Below are 17,866 nucleotides of genomic sequence, written 5' to 3'. Positions count from 1 at the left end.
CTAACCATCGAAGCAATAACCGTACCTTCGCCGCTCGGTGCTACAGGGAATAGTCGGCGAGCTGGCGGGCGATCAGCAGCCGCTGCACTTCGCTGGAGCCTTCGTAGATCTGGGTGATGCGTGCGTCGCGGTAATAGCGCTCCACCGGATAGTCTTCGAGAAAGCCGTAGCCGCCATGGATCTGGATGGCTTGCGAGCACACCTTTTCCGCCATTTCCGAGGCGAACAGTTTGGCCTGGGAAGCTTCGGAAAGGCAGGGAAGGCCGGCTGTCTTGAGCCTGGCGGCGTGCAGCACCATCAGCCGGGTGGCGTTGATCCGGGTGTGCATGTCGGCCAGCATGTTGGCGATGCTCTGGTGGCCGATGATCGGCGTGCCGAACTGCACCCGTTCGCGGGCATAGCCGAGCGCCGCCTCGAAGGCCGCCCGGGCGATACCCAGGGCCTGGGCGGCGATGCCGATGCGTCCATTCTCCAGGTTCGACAGGGCGATGGCCAAGCCTTTGCCCCGCGCGCCGAGCAGGTTCTGCTCTGCGATGCGGCAGTCGTTCAGGGTGATGGCGCAGGTGTCCGAAGCGCGGATGCCCATCTTGTGTTCGCTGCGCTCGACGTTGAAGCCCGCCGTGTCGGTCGGCACCAGAAATGCGGAAAGGCCTTTCTTGCCCAGCTCCGGATCGGTCACGGCGAACACGATGGCGAGCTTGGCGCGCTTGCCGTTGGTGACGAACTGCTTGGCGCCGTTGAGCACCCACTGGCCGTCTCGCAGCTCGGCACGGGTGCGCAGGTTGTGGGCTTCGGAACCGGCCTGCGGCTCGGTCAGGCAAAAGCAACCAATGGCGCGCCCGCTGGCGAGGTCCGGCAGCCAGGCCTGCTGTTGCTCGTCGCTGCCGTATTGCAGCAAGGGGCCGCAGCCCACCGAGTTGTGCACGCTCATCATCGTTCCGGTGGCGCCATCGGCCGCCGAGATTTCCTCCACCGCCAGGGCATAGGCGACGTAATCGGTGTAGCTGCCGCCCAGGTGGTCAGGCACCACCATGCCCAGCAGGCCGAGCTCGCCCATTTGCGCGATCAGCCGGTCGTCGATCCAGCCGGCTTTTTCCCAGGCCTGGGCATTGGGTGCGATCTCGCGGCGGGCGAAGTCGCGCGCCATGTCGCGGATCATGATTTGCTCTTCGGTCAGTTCCAGATCATGCATAGGGCTGTTCCTTGTTCTTGTAGGGCGCATGCCGGCGGCCACCTGGGCGGGGCCCCTAGGCGGCCCCACCGTCCACCTTCAGACATGCGAAGGCACGCAACCGTCAGAGGCCATCGAAAAAATGCTCGACCTGTTCGGCGGTGACCTGCTCGAGGCGTTGGTAACGCCAGCGTGGTTTCTGGTCCTTGTCCACCAGCATCGCACGCACGCCTTCGGCAATGTCGCCATGCTCGAACCAGAGTGCGCCGACGTGCTGTTCCATCTCGAAACAGGCTGCCAGGTCGAGTTCGGCGCCGCGCCGTTGCAGCTCGTGGGTCACTACCAGGGCCATCGGCGAGCGGCTGTGTAGCAGCTCGAGGGTTTCCCGAGCCCAGTCGTGGTATTCCGGGTGTTGCTCACCTTCCAGCGATTGCAGGATCGAGGCAACGTCCGGCCCGGCGAAATGCTCGTCGATGGCCGGTTGCAGGGTCGCCAAAGGCGGATTGGGCAATTCGCGCTGCAGGTGCTGCTCGAACAGCCGGACCATGCCGTCGGTTTCGTGCAGATGGAGCAGGGCGGAGTCCAGCGATGCGAGCGCGTCGCTGGTCACATAGCCGTCGGCCAGCCCGCAATGGAGTGCATCGGCCGCGCCGATACGGTTGCCCGTCAACGCCAGGTACAGCCCGAGGCAACCGGGCAGGCGCGGCAGGAAATAGCTCGCGCCGACATCGGGGAAGAAGCCGATGGCCGTCTCCGGCATGCCCAGCTGGCTGCGCTCGGTAACAAGACGCAGCCTGGCGCCCTGAGCCAGGCCCATGCCGCCGCCGAGGGTGAAGCCGTCCATGAACGCGACGATGGGCTTGGGGTAGCGGTGGATGTACTGGTCCAGGGCGTATTCGTCGCGGAAGAAGTGCTCGTGCATGTCGCTGCCGCTGCGGTGGCTCTCGTAAAGGGAGCGCACGTCTCCGCCGGCACAGAAGGCCTTGTCGCCGGTACCACGCAATACGATCACCCGCACCGAGGGGTCTGCCTCCCAGGCCTGCAGATGGGCGTGTAGCTGACATACCATGCCCAGCGTCAACGCGTTGAGCCCCTCCGGTCTGTCGAGGATCAGGTGTGCGACACCGTCGCGAACCTCGCTGCGTACCGGCGCTTCGGCTGTGTTCATGGCTGCTGCCTTAGGTAGGTCTGGATGATGGCGGAGAAGTCCAGACCGCCATGGCCATCGGCACTGAAACGCTGATAGAGCTGCTGGGCGAGAGCGCCGAGAATCACCGGCTGGCGAATCTGCTTGGCTGCCTCGGTTGCCAGGCCCAGGTCCTTGAGCATCAGGTCGGTGCCGAAGCCGCCGCTGTAGCCGCGCGAGGCCGGCGCGTTTTCCAGCACGCCGGGGTAGGGGTTGTAGGTGTCCGAACTCCAGCAGCGTCCGCTGGAGGTGTTGATCACACCCGCCAGCACGCTGGGGTCCATGCCCAGGGAAACGCCCAGGGACATCGCCTCGGCGACGCCGATCATCGAGATGCCCAACAGCATGTTGTTGGCCACCTTGGCGACCTGTCCGTTGCCCGAGTCTCCGCAGTGCACGATGTTCTTGCCCATCGTCGCGAGGATCGGCTGGGCGCGGTCGAAGTCGGCCGCCGAGCCGCCGACCATGAAGGTCAGGGTGCCGGCCGCCGCACCACCGGTGCCGCCGGACACCGGCGCATCGAGCATTGGATTGCCATGCTCCTGCGCGGCCTTGGCAACTTCCCGTGCGCTCATCGGGTCGATGGTCGACGAGTCGATGAGCATCACACCCGGCCTGACATGGTTGAGCAGGCCCTGGCTGCCCAGATAGACCTGACGCACGTGGATAGCGGCGGGCAGCATGGTGATGATGAGCTCGACCGGCGCACGCGCCACCGCGACCGGCGAGTCCGCTGCCGAGGCGCCCGCTTCGACGGCACGGGCCATCGCATCGGCCGACAGATCGAAAACAATGAGCTGATGGCCCGCCTTGAGCAGGTTGAGCGCCATCGGGCCACCCATGTTGCCCAGTCCCAGAAAGCCGATAAACATGGTCATTTTCTCCGTTTCGAACCGCCGGCAGCCAAGCCGCGAGCGGTCGGTAGTGGGGTTCAGCGGTGGCCGAACTGTGCGGCGCGCTTGTCGATGAAGGCCTGCATGCCCTCCTTCTGATCGGCCGTGGCGAACAGCGAATGGAACAGACGTCGCTCGAATCGAATCCCCTCGGCGAGGCCGATTTCCAGGGCGCGATTCACGCTTTCCTTGATCATCAGAACCGACTGGCGGGACCGGCCGGCGATCGCCCGCGCGACCTGCAGGGTTTCTTCCAGCAAGGCGTCGGCCGGTATGACGCGCGCCACCAGGCCCGCGCGTTCGGCTTCGAGGGCATCCATCTGGCGACCTGTCAGGCACATTTCCATGGCCTTGGATTTACCCAGCGCCCAGGTCAGGCGCTGGGTGCCGCCGATGCCGGGCATCACCCCGAGGGTGACTTCCGGCAGACCGAAACGGGCGGTGTCGGCGGCATAGATGAAGTCGCACATCAGGGCCAGCTCGCAACCGCCACCCAGGGCGTACCCGGCGACCGCGGCGATCAGTGGCTTGCGCCGCTGGGCGATGCGGTCGGCGGCGGCGAAAAAGTCACCGAGGTAGCTCTGCGGATAGCTCAGATCGACCATTTCCTTGATGTCCGCGCCCGCCGCGAACGCCCTCGCCGAACCGGTGATGACGATGCAGCCGACCGCAGGGTCCGCCTCCAGGCGGTCGAGCGCCTGATTCAGCTCGCCGATCAATTGGCTGTTCAGCGCATTGAGCGCCTTTGGCCGGTCGAGGGTGAGCAGGCCGACGCCGTCGCTTACTTCGACGCGCAGGGTACTGTCGTTCATGGTCGTCTCCGGCTCACTTGAGGGTGATGGTGGTGTTGACCGAGGTGCCGACGTCGTTTTCGTCGAACCAGCGCTGGGTCACGGTCTTGGTCTGGGTGTAGAACTGCACCACCTGCTTGCCGTAGGGGCCGAGGTCGCCGAGCTTCGAGCCCCGCGAGCCGGTGAAGGAGAACATCGGGACCGGCACCGGGATCGGCACGTTGATGCCCACCTGGCCGACGTCGATTTCCTCCTGAAAATGCCGCGCCGCCGCGCCAGAGCGGGTAAAGATCGCGGTGCCGTTACCGTTGGAGTTGGCATTGATCAGGGCGATGGCGTCATCCAGCGTTGCCGCGTGCATCACGCACAGCACCGGGCCGAAAATTTCCTCACGGTAGATGCTCATCTCGGTCGTTACGCCGGAGAAGATGGTCGGGCCGATGAAGTTGCCGCTCTCGTAACCAGCCACGCTCGGGTTGCGGCCATCCAGCTCCAGCGTCGCGCCTTCCTGCTGGCCACGCTCGATCAGACTGCTGACGCGGTCCAGCGCCGCGCAGGAGACCAGCGGGCCGACATCGGTGCCGGCCTCGACGCCTGCGTTGACCTTCAGCGTGCGCGCCTTGGCCACCAGATCGCCGATCCACTCCTGCGCCTGGCCCACCAGTACCACCACCGAAAGCGCCATGCAGCGCTGGCCGGCGGCGCCGAACGCGGCACCGGCGAGGTTGTTGAGCGTCTGTTCCTTGTGGGCATCGGGCAGCACGATGGCGTGGTTCTTCGCACCCATCATGCATTGCACGCGTTTACCAGCCGCGCTGGCACGGTTGTAGACGTGGGTGCCGACATGAGTCGAACCGACAAAGGACACCGCCTTGATGTGGGGGTGATCGCAGATGGCATTGACCACGTCGGCGCCACCGTGGACGACGTTGAGCACGCCCGCTGGGATACCGGCTTCGAGCGCGAGCTCGGCCAGGCGCATGGTCACCATCGGGTCCTGTTCGGAAGGCTTGAGCACGAAGGTGTTGCCGGTGGCGATGGCCATCGGGAACATCCACAGAGGGATCATCGCCGGAAAGTTGAACGGCGTGATGCCGGCGCACACGCCGATCGGTTGCAGCAGGGTGTAGGTGTCGACGCCGCTGGCGACGTTGTTGGCGAGTTCGCCCAGCTGCAGGTTGCCGATGCCCGCGGCGTGCTCGACCACCTCCAGCCCGCGGAACACATCGCCCTCGGCGTCGGCCAGGGTCTTGCCCTGTTCGGCGGTGAGGATCGCCGCGAGCTCCTTCATGTGCTCGCGGATCAGTTGCTGATACTTGAGGAAGATCCGCGAGCGCGCCCCTATCGGCGTCTTGCGCCAGGTCTGGAAGGCTCGCTTGGCGCTGCTCACCGCCGCTTCGATCTCATCGGCGGTGGCGAATGGGACCCGGGCCAGCACCTGCTGAGTTGCCGGGTTGACGATGTCGCGCCATTGCTCGGTGGTGGATTCGACGAACTCTCCGTCGATGAGGAGTTTGACGCGGGGTACCGCCTGGCTGTCGTTCATGGGTGAAGTCCTCGGGTATGTAGGGGGCTCGATTAGCGGGCGGCTCAGCAGGCCACGCCGACCTTGAGCGATGGGAAGTCCTCTTCGAAGTACTCGTGCGGCTGGCGCGTTTCGCCCTTGCGCCGCCGTGCTTCGAGCTGGCGCAGCTCGACCCGGCGGATCTTCCCCGACAGGGTCTTGGGCAGCTCGCTGACGAACTCCAGGCGCCGCACCCGCTTGTAGGGCGCCAGGTGCTCGCGGGCGAAAGTGAGAATGTCGGCCGCCAGCTCGGGGCAGGGCGCGTGGCCCTGGGCCAGGATCAGGAACGCCTTGGGCACGCACAGTCGAACGGGGTCGGGGCTGGGCACGATGGCCACTTCCATCACCGCGTCGTGCTCGATCAGGGCGCTTTCAAGCTCGAAGGGGCTGATGCGGTAGTCGGATGCCTTGAACACGTCGTCGGCGCGACCGACGAAGGTGATGTAGCCGTCGCTGTCGCGCACCGCGGTATCGCCGGTGCGGTAGTAACCGTTGCGCATCACCTCGGCGGTCTTTTCGGGGCTGTCCTCGTAGCTCGTCATCAGCCCGAGCGGGCGCGGATCGATCCGCAGCGCCACTTCGCCTTCGTCGCCCGGCTTGCCGTCGGCATCGAGCAGTACCACCTGGTAACCGGGCAGGGGCCGGCCCATGGAGCCCGGTTTGACCGGTTGGCCCGGCGTATTGCCGACCAGCGTGGTGGTTTCCGACTGGCCGTAGCCGTCGCGCAGGGTCAGGCCCCAGCTGTCCTGGATCTGCTCGATGATCTCCGGGTTGAGCGGCTCACCGGCGCCGATCACCTCGCGCAACTTGAGGCGGCCGCGGTAGGTGGCGAGGTCTTCCTGGATCAGCATGCGCCAGACCGTCGGCGGCGCGCACAGGCTCGTCACGCCGTAACGTTCGAGGGCGGCGAGCAGGCCCGGCGCGCTGAAACGCGCCACGTTATGGATGAACACGCAGGCGCCGGCGTTCCAGGGTGCGAAAAAGCAGCTCCAGGCATGCTTGGCCCAGCCCGGCGAGGAGATGTTCAGGTGCAGGTCGCCGGGCTGCAGGCCGATCCAGTACAGGGTGGACAGGTGCCCGACCGGGTAGCTCTGGTGGCTGTGCAACACCAGCTTGGGCTTGGAGGTGGTGCCGGAGGTGAAGTAGAGCAGCAGCGGGTCGCTGGCGAGCGTCGGCCCGTCCGGCTCGAACGTTTCGGGCATTTCATCCGCGGCGCGGTAGCCGGCCCAGCCCGCCGTCGATTGACCGATGCACAACCGCGTGTAGTCGCCGTCGAGCGCCTCGAACTTGGCGCAGTGATCGCTGCCCACCATGACATGGCGAACCTTGCCGCGCTCGAGCCGGTCGCGCAGATCCTCGCCGGTCAGCAGGCCGGTGGCGGGGATAACCACGGCGCCGAGCTTGAACGCGGCGAGCATGGTTTCCCACAGCGCCACTTCGTTGCCGAGCATCAGCAGGATCCGGTCACCGCGATTCACTCCCAGGCTGCGCAGGTGATTGGCGACCTGATTGGAGCGACGCGACAGCCGATCGAAGCTGTAGACCTCTTCGCTGCCTTGCTCGCAGACGATGCGCAGCGCCGGCGCACGGTTGTCGCGCGCCATCTCGTCGAAGTAGTCCAGCGCCCAGTTGAAATGGGAAAGCTCAGGCCAACGGAAGCCCTCGACGGCGCGGGCATAGTCGGTGCGATGGGCGAGCAGGAAGTCACGCGCAGCGACGAAGGAGCGGCTGTTCGGGTTCATCGGTGTTCTCCGTGAGGAGCCTTCCGTGGCGTTCTGGTCGGGGCGGCAAGCGGCCGCGCCCACGCGGCAACTTGGCAATCGTGGTGGTAGCCGATGATCAGACGGGAGGTGTTCGCCCCAGATCGGGGGCACGGAGGAGCATGGCGGGCAGGTGGCGCGGCACCCGGAGCGGGGCGCGGGCAGGGCTGTGGTTCATGGGTGGCCGTCTCGTTCTTGTTGTTGTGGTGGCAGGCAACACGCCCAACGGCGCATGGCCTTGCCCGGTTGGATCGAGTATAGGTGGGTGAACTTCACCTTAAAAATCACAAAAAAACCGAAGCCATATGCAAAAACATCACATGAGCCCCAACGAGCTGAACTGGGACGACCTCAAGTTCTTCCTCGAAGTGGCGCGCAGCCGCAAGGCCAACGCCGCAGCCAGACGCCTGGGGGTGGACTACACCACGGTTTCACGGCGCATCCGCACCCTGGAACAGGCCCTCGGCGCGCTGCTGTTCGAGAAGTCGCGCGGCAGCGGCTTCGTGGTGACGCCCGAAGGACAGCGCCTGCTCGGTTACGCCGAAGTGCTGGAAAGCACCCTGCAGACCGCCTGCGAGCAGGTCGCCGGCACCGGTTTGTCGCTGTCGGGCAACGTGCGAATCGGCTCGACCGAGGGCTTCGGCACCTACTTCGTCACGCCGCAGATCTGCGAATTCCAGCGTTTCTATCCGGCGATCACCTTCGATGTGCTGCCGGTGCCGCACTTCGTGAGTTTGTCCAAGCGCGAAGCGGACATCGCCATCGCCCTGGAGCGGCCCGAGCGCGGCCCCTACATCTGCTCGAAGCTGTGCGACTACCGACTCAAGCTCTACGCCACACCGGAGTACCTGGCCCGCCATGCGCCGATCCAGGGCCTCGCGGATCTGGCCGGGCATTGCTTCAACACCTATGTCGACGATCTGGCCTTCAGCTCCGAGCTGCTCTATCTGGAGCGGGTGGTGCCCGGTGCGATCAGCACGCTGCGCAGTACCAGCGTGATCGCTCAGTATCAGGCCACGCTACAGGGGCGGGCATTGGCGATCCTGCCGTGCTTCATGGCGGCCCTGGACCCCAGACTCGTGGAGGTACTGCCCGATGAGTTGGCCATCACCCGGCATTTCTGGATGTTCTATCGGGAAGACCTGGCCAGGCTCAAGCGCGTCACCCTGGTGGCGCGCTACCTGCGCGCCTGCGCCGAGCAGAATCGAGGCCTGTTGATGGGCGAAACCAATCGCATGATCTTCTGCGAGTCCGTGCCTGACTAGCGTTAGCCGCTCCCACAAGAGCCCCGTCGCTATCGGTGAGACCAGTGTGGGTGCTCACTCTGCCGTCTCGTGCGATCCGTGGGAGAGGTTGGGGACGGCTAGTCTTGACCGCGAGCCTTTCTCCGAAACCCGCCCCGACACGCCGTCTACGGCAGCCCATTACCGCCGGTGGCAGCGAACACCTGCCCGGTCACGTAACTCGCTTCGGTGGAGGCGAGGGTGACGAACAGCGGCGCGATTTCGGCGGGCTGTCCGGGGCGTTTGTAGGGCGTATCGCCGCCGAAGGTTTCCAGGTTTTCCTGGGTCTGGCCGCCGGACACCTGCAACGGCGTCCAGAACGGGCCGGGCGCCACCACGTTGACGCGGATGCCTTTTTCGATCAGCTGCTTGGCCAGGCTCTTGCTGAAGGTGGTGATGCCGGCCTTGGTCATCGAGTAGTCGAGCAGGTTGTCCGGCGCGCTGTAGGTGACTACCGACGAGGTATTGATGATCGCGGCGCCCTGGGGAAGATGCGGCAGGGCCGCCTTGGTGATCCAGAACATCGCATAAAGGTTGGTCTTCACCGTCCAGTCGAACTGTTCGGTGCTGATATCCATGATCGAGGCGTGGCTCTGCTGGCGCGCGGCGTTGTTGACCAGAATGTCCAGGCCGCCGAGCTCCTTCACCGTGTTTTCGACCATCTGCCGGCAGAACGCCTCGTCGCGAATGTCGCCCGGCACGGCGACGGCCTTGCGGCCCTCGGCGCGGATCAGTTCGAGCACTTCCTGGGCATCGGGCTCCTCGTCGGGCAGGTAGCCGATGGCGACGTCCGCACCTTCACGCGCATAAGCGATGGCCGCGGCACGTCCGATACCCGAATCGCCACCGGTGATCAGCGCCTTGCGCCCGGCGAGGCGGCCACTTCCGCGATAGCTCTGCTCGCCATGGTCGGGCTGCGGCTCCATCTTGCCGGCCAGACCCGGCCAGGGTTGCGACTGCTTCTGGAACGGCGGCTGCGGATAGAGCTTCTTGGGATCGGCCAGCGGTGCGGCGGTAGCCGTCCCGGCGGTGTTCGAGCCCGACGCGCTCTGGGCAAACACCGGCGCGGCGGCGGCAGCGGCGACGGTTACGGCTGCCCCTTGGAGCAGTTTTCGGCGGGACGAGGAGATATCGTTCGAGTTCATTGGCAGGCTCCTGCGTGGAGTGGGTCGGGCGCAACGGCGCTTGGAGGGCACCTTGCGACGCGGTGCCAGGTGGTAGACGGGCGCCGCGTTCCCTTCGTTCGGCGCGTTCATCCGAATCCCACGCCACGCTGATGCCGGCCGGGCGCGAGGCAACTTCCCGCAATCACGGGAGGTTCTGTCGCGCTGGCGCGGTACAGCAAATCACGAGGCTGGGCGCTGCCTTTCGCTTGTGTGGGAGCGGTCCGGACCGCCAGATCGACCGATTCGTGAGGGCGTGCCGGACCCTGGCGACAGGCACCTGCAACCAGCACCTGGCGTGGGTGTCGACTCATAGAGGCGCGTTTGGCGCTGTATGAGGCAGGAGCACCGCAATGACCCGTCCGTATCGTTCTTCCTTCGCCTGGCTCTGCACGCTGCTCGTCGCCGCGCTTTTGCTGACGGGCTGTGTCATCTCACCCCGGCTGAAACCGGGGGACACGGCTGTGGTGGCGGGCAAGACCTTCGTTGTCACCGGCGCGTCGAGCGGCTTTGGTCGAGGCGTAGCGCTCAGGCTCGCGTCGATGCAGGCGAATGTGGTGCTGGCCGCGCGGCGTACCGAAGTGCTCGAAGAGGTCGCGGCACAGGTCCGCTCCGCAGGCGGCAAGGCATTGGTGGTCACCACGGATGTCAGCGATCCTGAGCAGGTGCAACGTCTCGGGCAGCAGGCGCTGGACGCTTTTGGGGGCATCGACGTCTGGATCAACAACGCCGCCGTCGGCGCTCTGGGCCGGTTCGAGGAGATTCCCCTGCAGGACCATGCCCGCGTGGTTGACGTCAACCTGAAGGGAGTGATCTACGGCAGCCATGTGGCGATGCGCCAATTCCGCCAGCAGGGCTACGGAACGCTGGTGAATGTCGGCTCGGTGGAAAGCGAAGTGCCGCTGGCCTATCACGCGTCTTACGCGGCGACCAAGGGCGGCGTGATGAACCTCGGTGTTGCGCTGGCCGAGGAAATCCGCCTCAGTGGCAGCGATACCATCAGCGTCGCCACCGTGATGCCCTGGGCGGTCGATACACCGTTCTGGGAGCACGCCGCCAATTACACCGGTGGAACGGCGCGGATGGCGGCGATGGACGGTCCGGAACAGGTGGTCGAGGCGATCGCCTGGGTTTCGATCCATCCGAGAAAACGTCTGCCGGTGGGCTGGAAAGCACGTGGCGCGGTGATCTCCCATTCGCTGATGCCCGGACTCAGCGAACGGATCTCGGGAAACATCGCGCACCGCTGGCAGATCGAGAATGCGCCGTCGGCGCCTGCCACCACCGGCGCCCTCTATCAACCGATGCCCTCCGGCTCGGGCGTCGACGGCGGCGCCAGGCAGCGGATCGAACGGGAGGAGGCCGCCCGCAAGCAAGCGCGTTAGCGCTGCGGGCGGCGTCCGGGTCAGTCCAGCGACTGGTCGTCGCGCTGCAGCACGTAGATTCGGCTGCCGGCGTCGTCGCTGTAGTCCACGACGAAGTACATGACCACCTGCACACCCGGGATCGTCGCGACGAAATCGCCGACCTGGGTGACGAAAGCCTGCTTGGTGCCGGGCGCCGCCTCTGGCTCGATATAGGCGGTGAAGAACGAAGCGGGGTCGGCATCGCCATAGAACTCGTCGCGCTCCAGCGCATCCCAGTCGGCAGGCGGCTCGAAGGCCCCGCGGAACAGGATGCGTGCGTCGCCCAGATCGGTTTCGTCCGCATCGGGATCGCGTTCGTCGGGGCGGTAAAGGGTGCAATCAAGCGCGTCGGGATGTTCGAGAATGGCGTTACGGGACGGGTGCTGCGCGAAATCGACCAAGGAAACCTCCCAATGATGACGGTGCCGTCGTGCTTGACGGTGCGCGCAGTGTGGGAGAAGTCGCCGCGCCGCGGCAACCGGTTTGCAGCGGCAAGCCGTTGCCTGGGTATCCGCTCCCATGAGCTGACAACCGGCACCCGTTGCCTCGAACGTCGCGAGAAGAGGTGCCTCAAATGAGATGAGGCGTCCCACACCAACGACATGAGGTGAACCATGGGTGAAGAAATCAAAACCACGCACGAAGCAGAAGATCACGATCTGGCCAACAGTGCCGACGAGGTGGAAATCGGGACCACCGCTCACACCGATCATGTTCAACCGGTCGAGCACGATCTTCGGCCGACCGACACCAACATGAACGGGAGCGATGAGGACGACCCGAAGAACCACAGCAGTTGAGCCCAAGGCCCCGCCCCGAGCGGGGCTTTCTTCGCTTCGATCCGAACGGGCGCCAACGAATGTGGGCTGCCTCCGGAGGATTAGCGAACCGATCCATGCGCTTTGGGACTAAAGGGGTTTGCACCCGGAGGTAACGATCCATGCGCCTGGATAGCGAAACACGAAACATCGTGGTGATCGGTGCTTCCGCCGGTGGGGTCGAGGCTTTGACCGCTTTGTTCAAAGCCCTGCCCAGGGATCTGCCTGCCGCGTTTCTGGTGGTACTTCATGTGCCGTCCCATACCCCTAGCGTGTTGCACCGAGTGCTGGGTCTGGCGAGCTCGATGCCAGTGCTGCCTGCGAAGGATGGCCAACTGCTCGAGGCGGCCACCGTCTATGTGGCCAACGCTGACCGCCACCTGATGCTTGACGGGAACGGCATTCGCGTGACGCGCGGCCCGAAGGAGTGCCGTGTTCGCCCGGCGGTGGATGTGCTGTTTCGATCAGCCGCATTGACCCATGGCGCACGAACCATCGGGGTCCTGCTCACCGGAGCGCTGGACGACGGCACCGCCGGCTCATGGGTGATCAAGGATCGCGGCGGACTGCTCCTGGTTCAGGATCCATCCGACGCGATGCAGGGATCCATGCCACAGAGCGCCATCGAGCATGTCGAGGTGGATTTCGTCGGCACCATCGGGGCGCTTGCCCGTCGGCTGGGCGAGCTGATCGGTACGCCCGTCGCGATTCAACCGGAGCGTTCTGATTCGGGACGGCATGAAATCGAAAACGTCATTGCCATCAAGGGGAACGGCATCGAGGCCGGCGTGATGGGCCTGGGCAAGGTCTCGAAGTACACCTGCCCTGACTGCCATGGTGTGCTGGTGCAGATCGACGAAGGGCCCATTGTGCGGTTTCGCTGCCACACAGGCCATGCGTTCTCGATGAAGAGCCTGATCGCCGAGGTCAATGCGGCTATCGACAATGGGCTTTGGGACACCTTGCGGGCAGTGGAGGAGCGCGTTCTGCTGCTTCGGCAAATGGCCGATCTGGCGCAGCGTTCGGGGTTTCCCGAAGACGCAGCCAACTGCCGCGTTCAGGCTGCCGATGCGCAGAAGCGCCTCGAACCGTTGCGCGAGCTGGTGCTCGACTCGAATTTCTTCGGGCACGATCAGGCGCGTTGATTGCGCACGAACGGCAGGCGCTGCGGCCAGATGGATCTCCGCCTGCTCACCAGACGCCACGCTGCGGCGATATCGCCTCTACCTGACGGAATGTAATCGGAGCGGAGGAAACCTCCGGGTTCGATCGAGTCGTACGTATGGGCACGGTAACAGCCGAGGCTCGACCATTCGACTCCGAACGGAGCCCGATTGACCCGACACAGGAGACCCCCGATGACGACCGCTCAATACGACAGCTGTATCCAGGCGTGCAGCAACTGCGCCGTGGTGTGCGATACCTGCGCCGCCGCCTGTCTGCGTGAGGACGACGTGAAGATGATGGCCCGCTGCGTTCAACTGGACATGGACTGCGCCGACATGTGCCGAATGGCGGCCGCGCTGATGGCCAGGGAAAGCGACTTCGCCAAACAGTTCTGCAAGCTCTGCGCGCAGGTCTGCCGTGCCTGCGGAGAGGAATGCCAGAAGCACGACGCCGATCACTGCCAGAAATGCGCCCAGGCATGCATGGCCTGCGCCGAGGAGTGCGAGCGCATGGCGGCCTGATCCGCACCCGGAGCCCGCCTGATGCCTGTGGGCATCGGCGGGATTCTCAGCGCGTCAGCGATTCGCCTGCTTCACGCTCGATCGGGTCAGGAATGGACGGACCAGGAAACGGCGCCTACCGGCAGGTAGGCATCGTCCATCGCGTGGATAAGCCCGGTCGCCAGCGCTTCCTCCGGGTTGAGAATTCGCGGGGCCGCCATCAGGTACTTGGCGATGTCCAGCGACTGCTCGGCACCGCTGGTCCGCTCCTTGACGATATCGGCATAGAGCTGCAGGTCGTAATCGAGGCTCATGGCGTATTCGGACATGCGCGAATGATCGACCGAGCCATGGATACTCCAGTGGAACGGGTGAAAGAGAAACTTGCTGTGGCGACAGGCCGTTCTCTTGCGCCCGGCCAGGAATATGATGTTGCCCATCGACTCTACCGTGCCCAGGTTGTGGGTATGTACCGGAACGGGAAGAGACATCAGGAAGTTGTAGATGGAAAATCCGTAACTGCATTCACCGCCCATCGTTGCGATCTTCAGAATGATTTCTGATGCATCCTGCTGAACCGCTTGGGAGCATTTCTCGATAAGTTGCCCGCAAGTTGCAGAGTTTATAGGGCCGGTGAAGTTGACAATATGTGTGGTCATAATTACTACCTGACGATTATGCCGTTGGATATCTGGCTGTCGAGCCACGTTAAACACGTCGGCCTATCGCTACGTATCTTGAGCGTGCGATGGGCTTCTCCGGATTTGGGCGACGAGCGGTGAGCTACGAGCCGGGAGAGGGTGCATAGAGCGGGTTACGAAGATCCGTAGGGCCTTCGCACCGCGGGGGCGCACCGCGATGCGCACTGGGTCAGTGCAGCGACGGCTGGCCGACGTCGGCTGGCCATGAATGGCTCCGACTAGAGGTCTAGCTGGCGCTTCGAAAGTGTTCAACTCTCTAACCGCCTCGCGCATTATAGCGAACAGATAGCGGTATTAGTTCCCTATGGTCGTCCAATGTCCGACGAATGGAGTACGCGCCGTATCGCTTGTAGCGCATTGGCAATATGGTTGGGCGGTGCTTTTGGGCTCTGGAACAAGTGGCGATAGTGTTTGCTTCGCTATTGCCGTTGCGCTTAAAAGAGTATCGTTCGGATTCCATTGTCGACCTGGCCGCTTCGCTGCAGACCGATGCGTGATTTCCCAAGCCATTGATTGCCAAGTGGGCGATGTGCTCCACGGTTATGGGAAGAACATCAGGCCGTGCCTGCAACTGAACAGGCTGGCCGGGGAGGAGTCTTGCAAGTGACCGATCCCTTCGGCAATCGTTTGCGTATCCGTGATTTGTCCGGTCGAGGCTGACGGACACAGGCACTCGTTGGCCGGCGCCAATGTCCTGCGATGACAGGGCCAGGCGCCGGCTCCCGATCACTTTCTGCAAGGCGCTTCGATGAGTTCTGCCAGACCCGCGTCCAACGACACCTCGTTGATCCTCTCGCTCGTGCTTTTCAATTTCATCTCGTTCATTTCCATTGGCATCCCGCTGGCGTCTTTGCCGGGCTATATCCACCACGATCTGGCATTCAGCACGACCATCGCCGGCGTGGTGATCGGTGTGCAGTACCTCGCGACGCTGCTGTGCCGGCCAATGGCCGGGCGTCTGGTCGACGAACTGGGTGCGAAGAAGACGGTGATCCTGGGCATGGCCGTCAGCTTGGCCAGCGGCCTGCTGCTGACGGTCGCGGTGTGGCTGGACCACTGGCCCCTGGCGAGCCTTGGATTGATGATCGCCAGCCGATTGCTGTTGGGCCTGACCCAGAGTCTGGTCGGTATTTCCGGCATCAGCTGGGGCATCGCCCGGCTAGGCCCGGACAGTGCCGCGCGGATCATTTCCTGGAATGGCGTTGCCGCCTATGGCGGCGTCGGCATCGGTGCGCCGCTGGGCGTTCTGCTGAGCGACCAGCTCGGTGTATGGAGCCTCGGCGTGCTGACCATGGTGCTCGCGGCCCTTGGCCTGGCCCTCGCCTGGCGTAGGGAACCAGCACCGGTCAGCCGAGGCTCGCGCCTGCCGTTTGGCAAGGTGCTGGGGCGTGTGGCACCGCATGGCATGGGGCTTGCGCTCGCCACCATTGGCTATGGCGCCATTAGTTCGTTCATCGCCTTGTATTACTCCGCTCGCGGATGGGAAGGCGCGGCCTGGTGCCTGACGGCCTATGCGGCGACCTTCATCGGCACGCGCCTGTTGTTTCCCAACGCGATCAACCGTTTCGGCGGATATCCGGTGGCGGTCGCCTGCCTGGTGGTGGAGATTCTCGGCCTGCTGACGCTGTGGACCGCCAACTCGCCGGCTGCAGCGCTGGGCGGTGCGGCGTTGACCGGCTGCGGCCTGTCGCTCCTTTATCCCGCCATCGGGGTAGGCGTGATCGCCCGTGTCGGCAGTGCGAGCCGCAGCTCGGCGCTCAGCGTATTCGCCATGTTCTTCGATCTTGCGCTGGGCCTGGCCGGCGCGATCATGGGCATGCTCGCCGCCTGGACCGGACTACGCAGTATTTTCATGGCCTCGGCACTGGCGGGGCTTGCGGCGTTACTGATCGTCATCGTGCTGATGCGCCAGGAGCAGCGTAGGGCGGACACCGAGGAGGATACCGATGGCTGACGCTGCGACAGTCAAAGCAAGGTGATTTCCTGGGCCCGAACGACCATTTCCTCTTGGCGAAATCGGCGCTCCAGTGCCGCTCGATAATCAGCCCACCAGCCATGCTCCAGAGCAGGCGCCATGACTTCGTAGATGACCGACTCGTCATGTACGGGATGCTCGTCATCCTCGAGCCAGACGCCTGAAGCCGGAGCCTGCGTGTAGGCGGTCAGCCCTCCAAAGCGTTCGACGAGTTCATCACGCACCTCGGCGAACAGCGCCTTGGGCAGGGCTTGTCCGTCGTTGTCATAAAGTGGCAAAAGCAACTGGATCATGTACATGGCAGCCTCGATTGCAGCGGCAGAGCACATCTAGACCTCTGGAAAGACGCTTCCGCTGTTGCAAGCGCACGCTGAATCAGGCATGCGATAACGCGGCGCAATACGTCCGCAACCGGGGCGTGCCCATCCCCAGTCGCCGTCCATCCACCGAGTTCAGGGCTTCGGGAACGCTCTACCCGTAGAATGAATCAAGATATTGCCGGCGCGTTCTGCGTTGGCACCCTCTGTCCACTGAGCGAGACCCACGCCTTGGCTACCAGCCTGCTTGCCCTGATCGACGATATCGCGACCGTACTGGATGACGTGTCCCTCATGACCAAGGTCGCCGCGAAGAAAACCGCCGGCGTGCTCGGCGATGATCTGGCGCTCAATGCGCACCAGGTCACCGGCGTCAGCGCCGACCGCGAGCTACCGGTGGTCTGGGCGGTGGCCAAGGGTTCATTGCGCAACAAAGCGATTCTGGTGCCCGCGGCGTTGTTGATCAGTGCATTCCTTCCGTGGCTGATCACGCCGCTGCTGATGCTCGGCGGCGCGTTTCTCTGCTTCGAAGGGTTCGAAAAGCTCGCGCACCGCTTCTTTCCCCATGGCGACGACGGCCATGCCGAGCGGGTCGCGGCGCTCACCGATCCCTCGGTCGATCTGGTTGCCCTGGAAAAGCAGAAGATCGGCGGGGCAGTGCGGACCGACTTCATTCTCTCAGCGGAGATCATCGCCATCACCCTGGGTACGGTCTCCGGGGCCGCGTTCACCCAGCAGGTGGTGGTACTTGTCGGTATCGCCGTGATCATGACGATCGGGGTGTACGGCGTGGTCGCGGGCATCGTCAAACTCGACGACCTGGGCCTGGCGCTGAGCAAGACCGGCAGTGCGATGATGCAGTCGATCGGGCACGGCATCCTCACGGCCGCGCCCTGGTTGATGAAAACGCTGTCGGTGGTCGGCACGGCCGCCATGTTCATGGTGGGCGGCGGCATCCTCACCCACGGCTTGCGCATCATTCACCACCTGATCGAGAGCAGTGCGGACCAGGCCGAACACCTGCCCTATATCGGCGCCGTGCTCGGTGGTGTCCTACCGACACTGCTCGACGCCGCCTTTGGCATTTTCGCCGGCGGCGTCGTCTTCGCGGTGGTGACCCTGGTCAGCCGCCTGCGGCGCAAAGGCGATACGGCGGCGTCTTGATCCCCTC

17 protein-coding genes are annotated in these 17,866 nt (G+C 64.4%); 7 read left to right on the top strand and 10 right to left on the bottom strand.

Translation table 11 applies throughout. From position 1 onward, the window contains the following. Positions 1-40: 40 nt before the first annotated feature. From G7026_RS11795 to G7026_RS11770, 6 genes are all read right to left on the bottom strand, one after another. Entirely contained in the window at positions 41-1,192 is a 1,152-nt protein-coding gene (locus G7026_RS11795) for an acyl-CoA dehydrogenase family protein (protein ID WP_181070976.1), read from the bottom strand. A gap of 103 nt (positions 1,193-1,295) precedes the next feature. Then, positions 1,296-2,339 carry an enoyl-CoA hydratase/isomerase family protein gene (locus G7026_RS11790; RefSeq protein WP_181070974.1) on the bottom strand — a complete coding sequence of 348 codons (1,044 nt, stop codon included), beginning with the start codon at positions 2,337-2,339 and terminating at the stop codon, positions 1,296-1,298. Beyond that, complete coding sequence (gene mmsB / locus G7026_RS11785; RefSeq protein ID WP_181071214.1) at positions 2,336-3,229, bottom strand: 3-hydroxyisobutyrate dehydrogenase; 894 nt, start codon at positions 3,227-3,229, stop codon at positions 2,336-2,338. Before mmsB ends, G7026_RS11790 begins: the two co-directional genes overlap by 4 nt. Positions 3,230-3,288: 59 nt before the next feature. Then, positions 3,289-4,062, bottom strand: coding sequence for an enoyl-CoA hydratase (locus G7026_RS11780; protein ID WP_181070972.1), 774 nt, complete (start codon positions 4,060-4,062; stop codon positions 3,289-3,291). A gap of 13 nt (positions 4,063-4,075) precedes the next feature. Then, complete coding sequence (locus tag G7026_RS11775) at positions 4,076-5,587, bottom strand: CoA-acylating methylmalonate-semialdehyde dehydrogenase (RefSeq protein ID WP_181070970.1); 1,512 nt, start codon at positions 5,585-5,587, stop codon at positions 4,076-4,078. A gap of 44 nt (positions 5,588-5,631) precedes the next feature. Then, complete coding sequence (locus G7026_RS11770; protein ID WP_181070968.1) at positions 5,632-7,347, bottom strand: AMP-binding protein; 1,716 nt, start codon at positions 7,345-7,347, stop codon at positions 5,632-5,634. 323 nt (positions 7,348-7,670) lie between these two features. Here G7026_RS11770 and G7026_RS11765 point away from each other — a divergent pair, with 323 nt between their 5' ends. Further along, complete coding sequence (locus tag G7026_RS11765; protein ID WP_181070966.1) at positions 7,671-8,630, top strand: LysR family transcriptional regulator; 960 nt, start codon at positions 7,671-7,673, stop codon at positions 8,628-8,630. A 146-nt stretch (positions 8,631-8,776) separates the two neighbouring features. Here the strand turns inward: G7026_RS11765 and G7026_RS11760 are convergent, their stop codons facing one another. Beyond that, positions 8,777-9,793 (bottom strand): SDR family oxidoreductase, encoded by a 1,017-nt coding sequence (locus G7026_RS11760; RefSeq protein WP_181070964.1) that lies wholly within the window; start codon positions 9,791-9,793, stop codon positions 8,777-8,779. 371 nt (positions 9,794-10,164) lie between these two features. Between G7026_RS11760 and G7026_RS11755 the strand changes: the two genes are divergently transcribed. After that, positions 10,165-11,196, top strand: a complete 1,032-nt coding sequence (locus tag G7026_RS11755; RefSeq protein ID WP_181070962.1) for an SDR family NAD(P)-dependent oxidoreductase — start codon at positions 10,165-10,167, stop codon at positions 11,194-11,196. 20 nt (positions 11,197-11,216) lie between these two features. Here G7026_RS11755 and G7026_RS11750 read toward each other — a convergent pair whose 3' ends face one another. Next, positions 11,217-11,618, bottom strand: a complete 402-nt coding sequence (locus tag G7026_RS11750) for a hypothetical protein (RefSeq protein ID WP_181070960.1) — start codon at positions 11,616-11,618, stop codon at positions 11,217-11,219. Positions 11,619-11,831: 213 nt separating this feature from the next. Between G7026_RS11750 and G7026_RS11745 the strand changes: the two genes are divergently transcribed. The 3 genes from G7026_RS11745 (at position 11,832) to G7026_RS11735 (ending at position 13,723) form a co-directional block, all read left to right on the top strand. Further along, a complete protein-coding gene (locus tag G7026_RS11745; protein WP_181070958.1) occupies positions 11,832-12,017 on the top strand; it encodes a hypothetical protein in 186 nt (61 codons plus the stop codon). Positions 12,018-12,157: 140 nt separating this feature from the next. Next, the gene (locus G7026_RS11740; protein ID WP_181070956.1) at positions 12,158-13,180 is read left to right on the top strand and encodes a chemotaxis protein CheB; all 1,023 of its coding nucleotides are present in this window, start codon (positions 12,158-12,160) and stop codon (positions 13,178-13,180) included. 213 nt (positions 13,181-13,393) lie between these two features. Next, the gene (locus G7026_RS11735; protein ID WP_181070954.1) at positions 13,394-13,723 is read left to right on the top strand and encodes a four-helix bundle copper-binding protein; all 330 of its coding nucleotides are present in this window, start codon (positions 13,394-13,396) and stop codon (positions 13,721-13,723) included. 86 nt (positions 13,724-13,809) lie between these two features. Here the strand turns inward: G7026_RS11735 and G7026_RS11730 are convergent, their stop codons facing one another. Beyond that, positions 13,810-14,361, bottom strand: a complete 552-nt coding sequence (locus tag G7026_RS11730; protein WP_181070952.1) for an ATP-dependent Clp protease proteolytic subunit — start codon at positions 14,359-14,361, stop codon at positions 13,810-13,812. Positions 14,362-15,151: 790 nt separating this feature from the next. Here G7026_RS11730 and G7026_RS11725 point away from each other — a divergent pair. Continuing rightward, positions 15,152-16,357 carry an MFS transporter gene (locus G7026_RS11725; protein WP_181070950.1) on the top strand — a complete coding sequence of 402 codons (1,206 nt, stop codon included), beginning with the start codon at positions 15,152-15,154 and terminating at the stop codon, positions 16,355-16,357. A gap of 11 nt (positions 16,358-16,368) precedes the next feature. On the opposite strand, the gene G7026_RS11720 is transcribed toward G7026_RS11725, so the two are convergent. After that, a complete protein-coding gene (locus tag G7026_RS11720) occupies positions 16,369-16,677 on the bottom strand; it encodes a hypothetical protein (RefSeq protein ID WP_181070949.1) in 309 nt (102 codons plus the stop codon). 249 nt (positions 16,678-16,926) lie between these two features. On the opposite strand from G7026_RS11720, the gene G7026_RS11715 reads away from it, so the two are divergent. Continuing rightward, the gene (locus G7026_RS11715) at positions 16,927-17,859 is read left to right on the top strand and encodes a DUF808 domain-containing protein (RefSeq protein WP_181071213.1); all 933 of its coding nucleotides are present in this window, start codon (positions 16,927-16,929) and stop codon (positions 17,857-17,859) included. Positions 17,860-17,866: the final 7 nt, after the last annotated feature.

Source organism: Stutzerimonas azotifigens (genome assembly GCF_013522725.1).
Classification (GTDB): Bacteria; Pseudomonadota; Gammaproteobacteria; order Pseudomonadales; family Pseudomonadaceae; genus Stutzerimonas; species Stutzerimonas azotifigens_A.
This window is presented reverse-complemented; position numbering and strand designations above follow the sequence as displayed.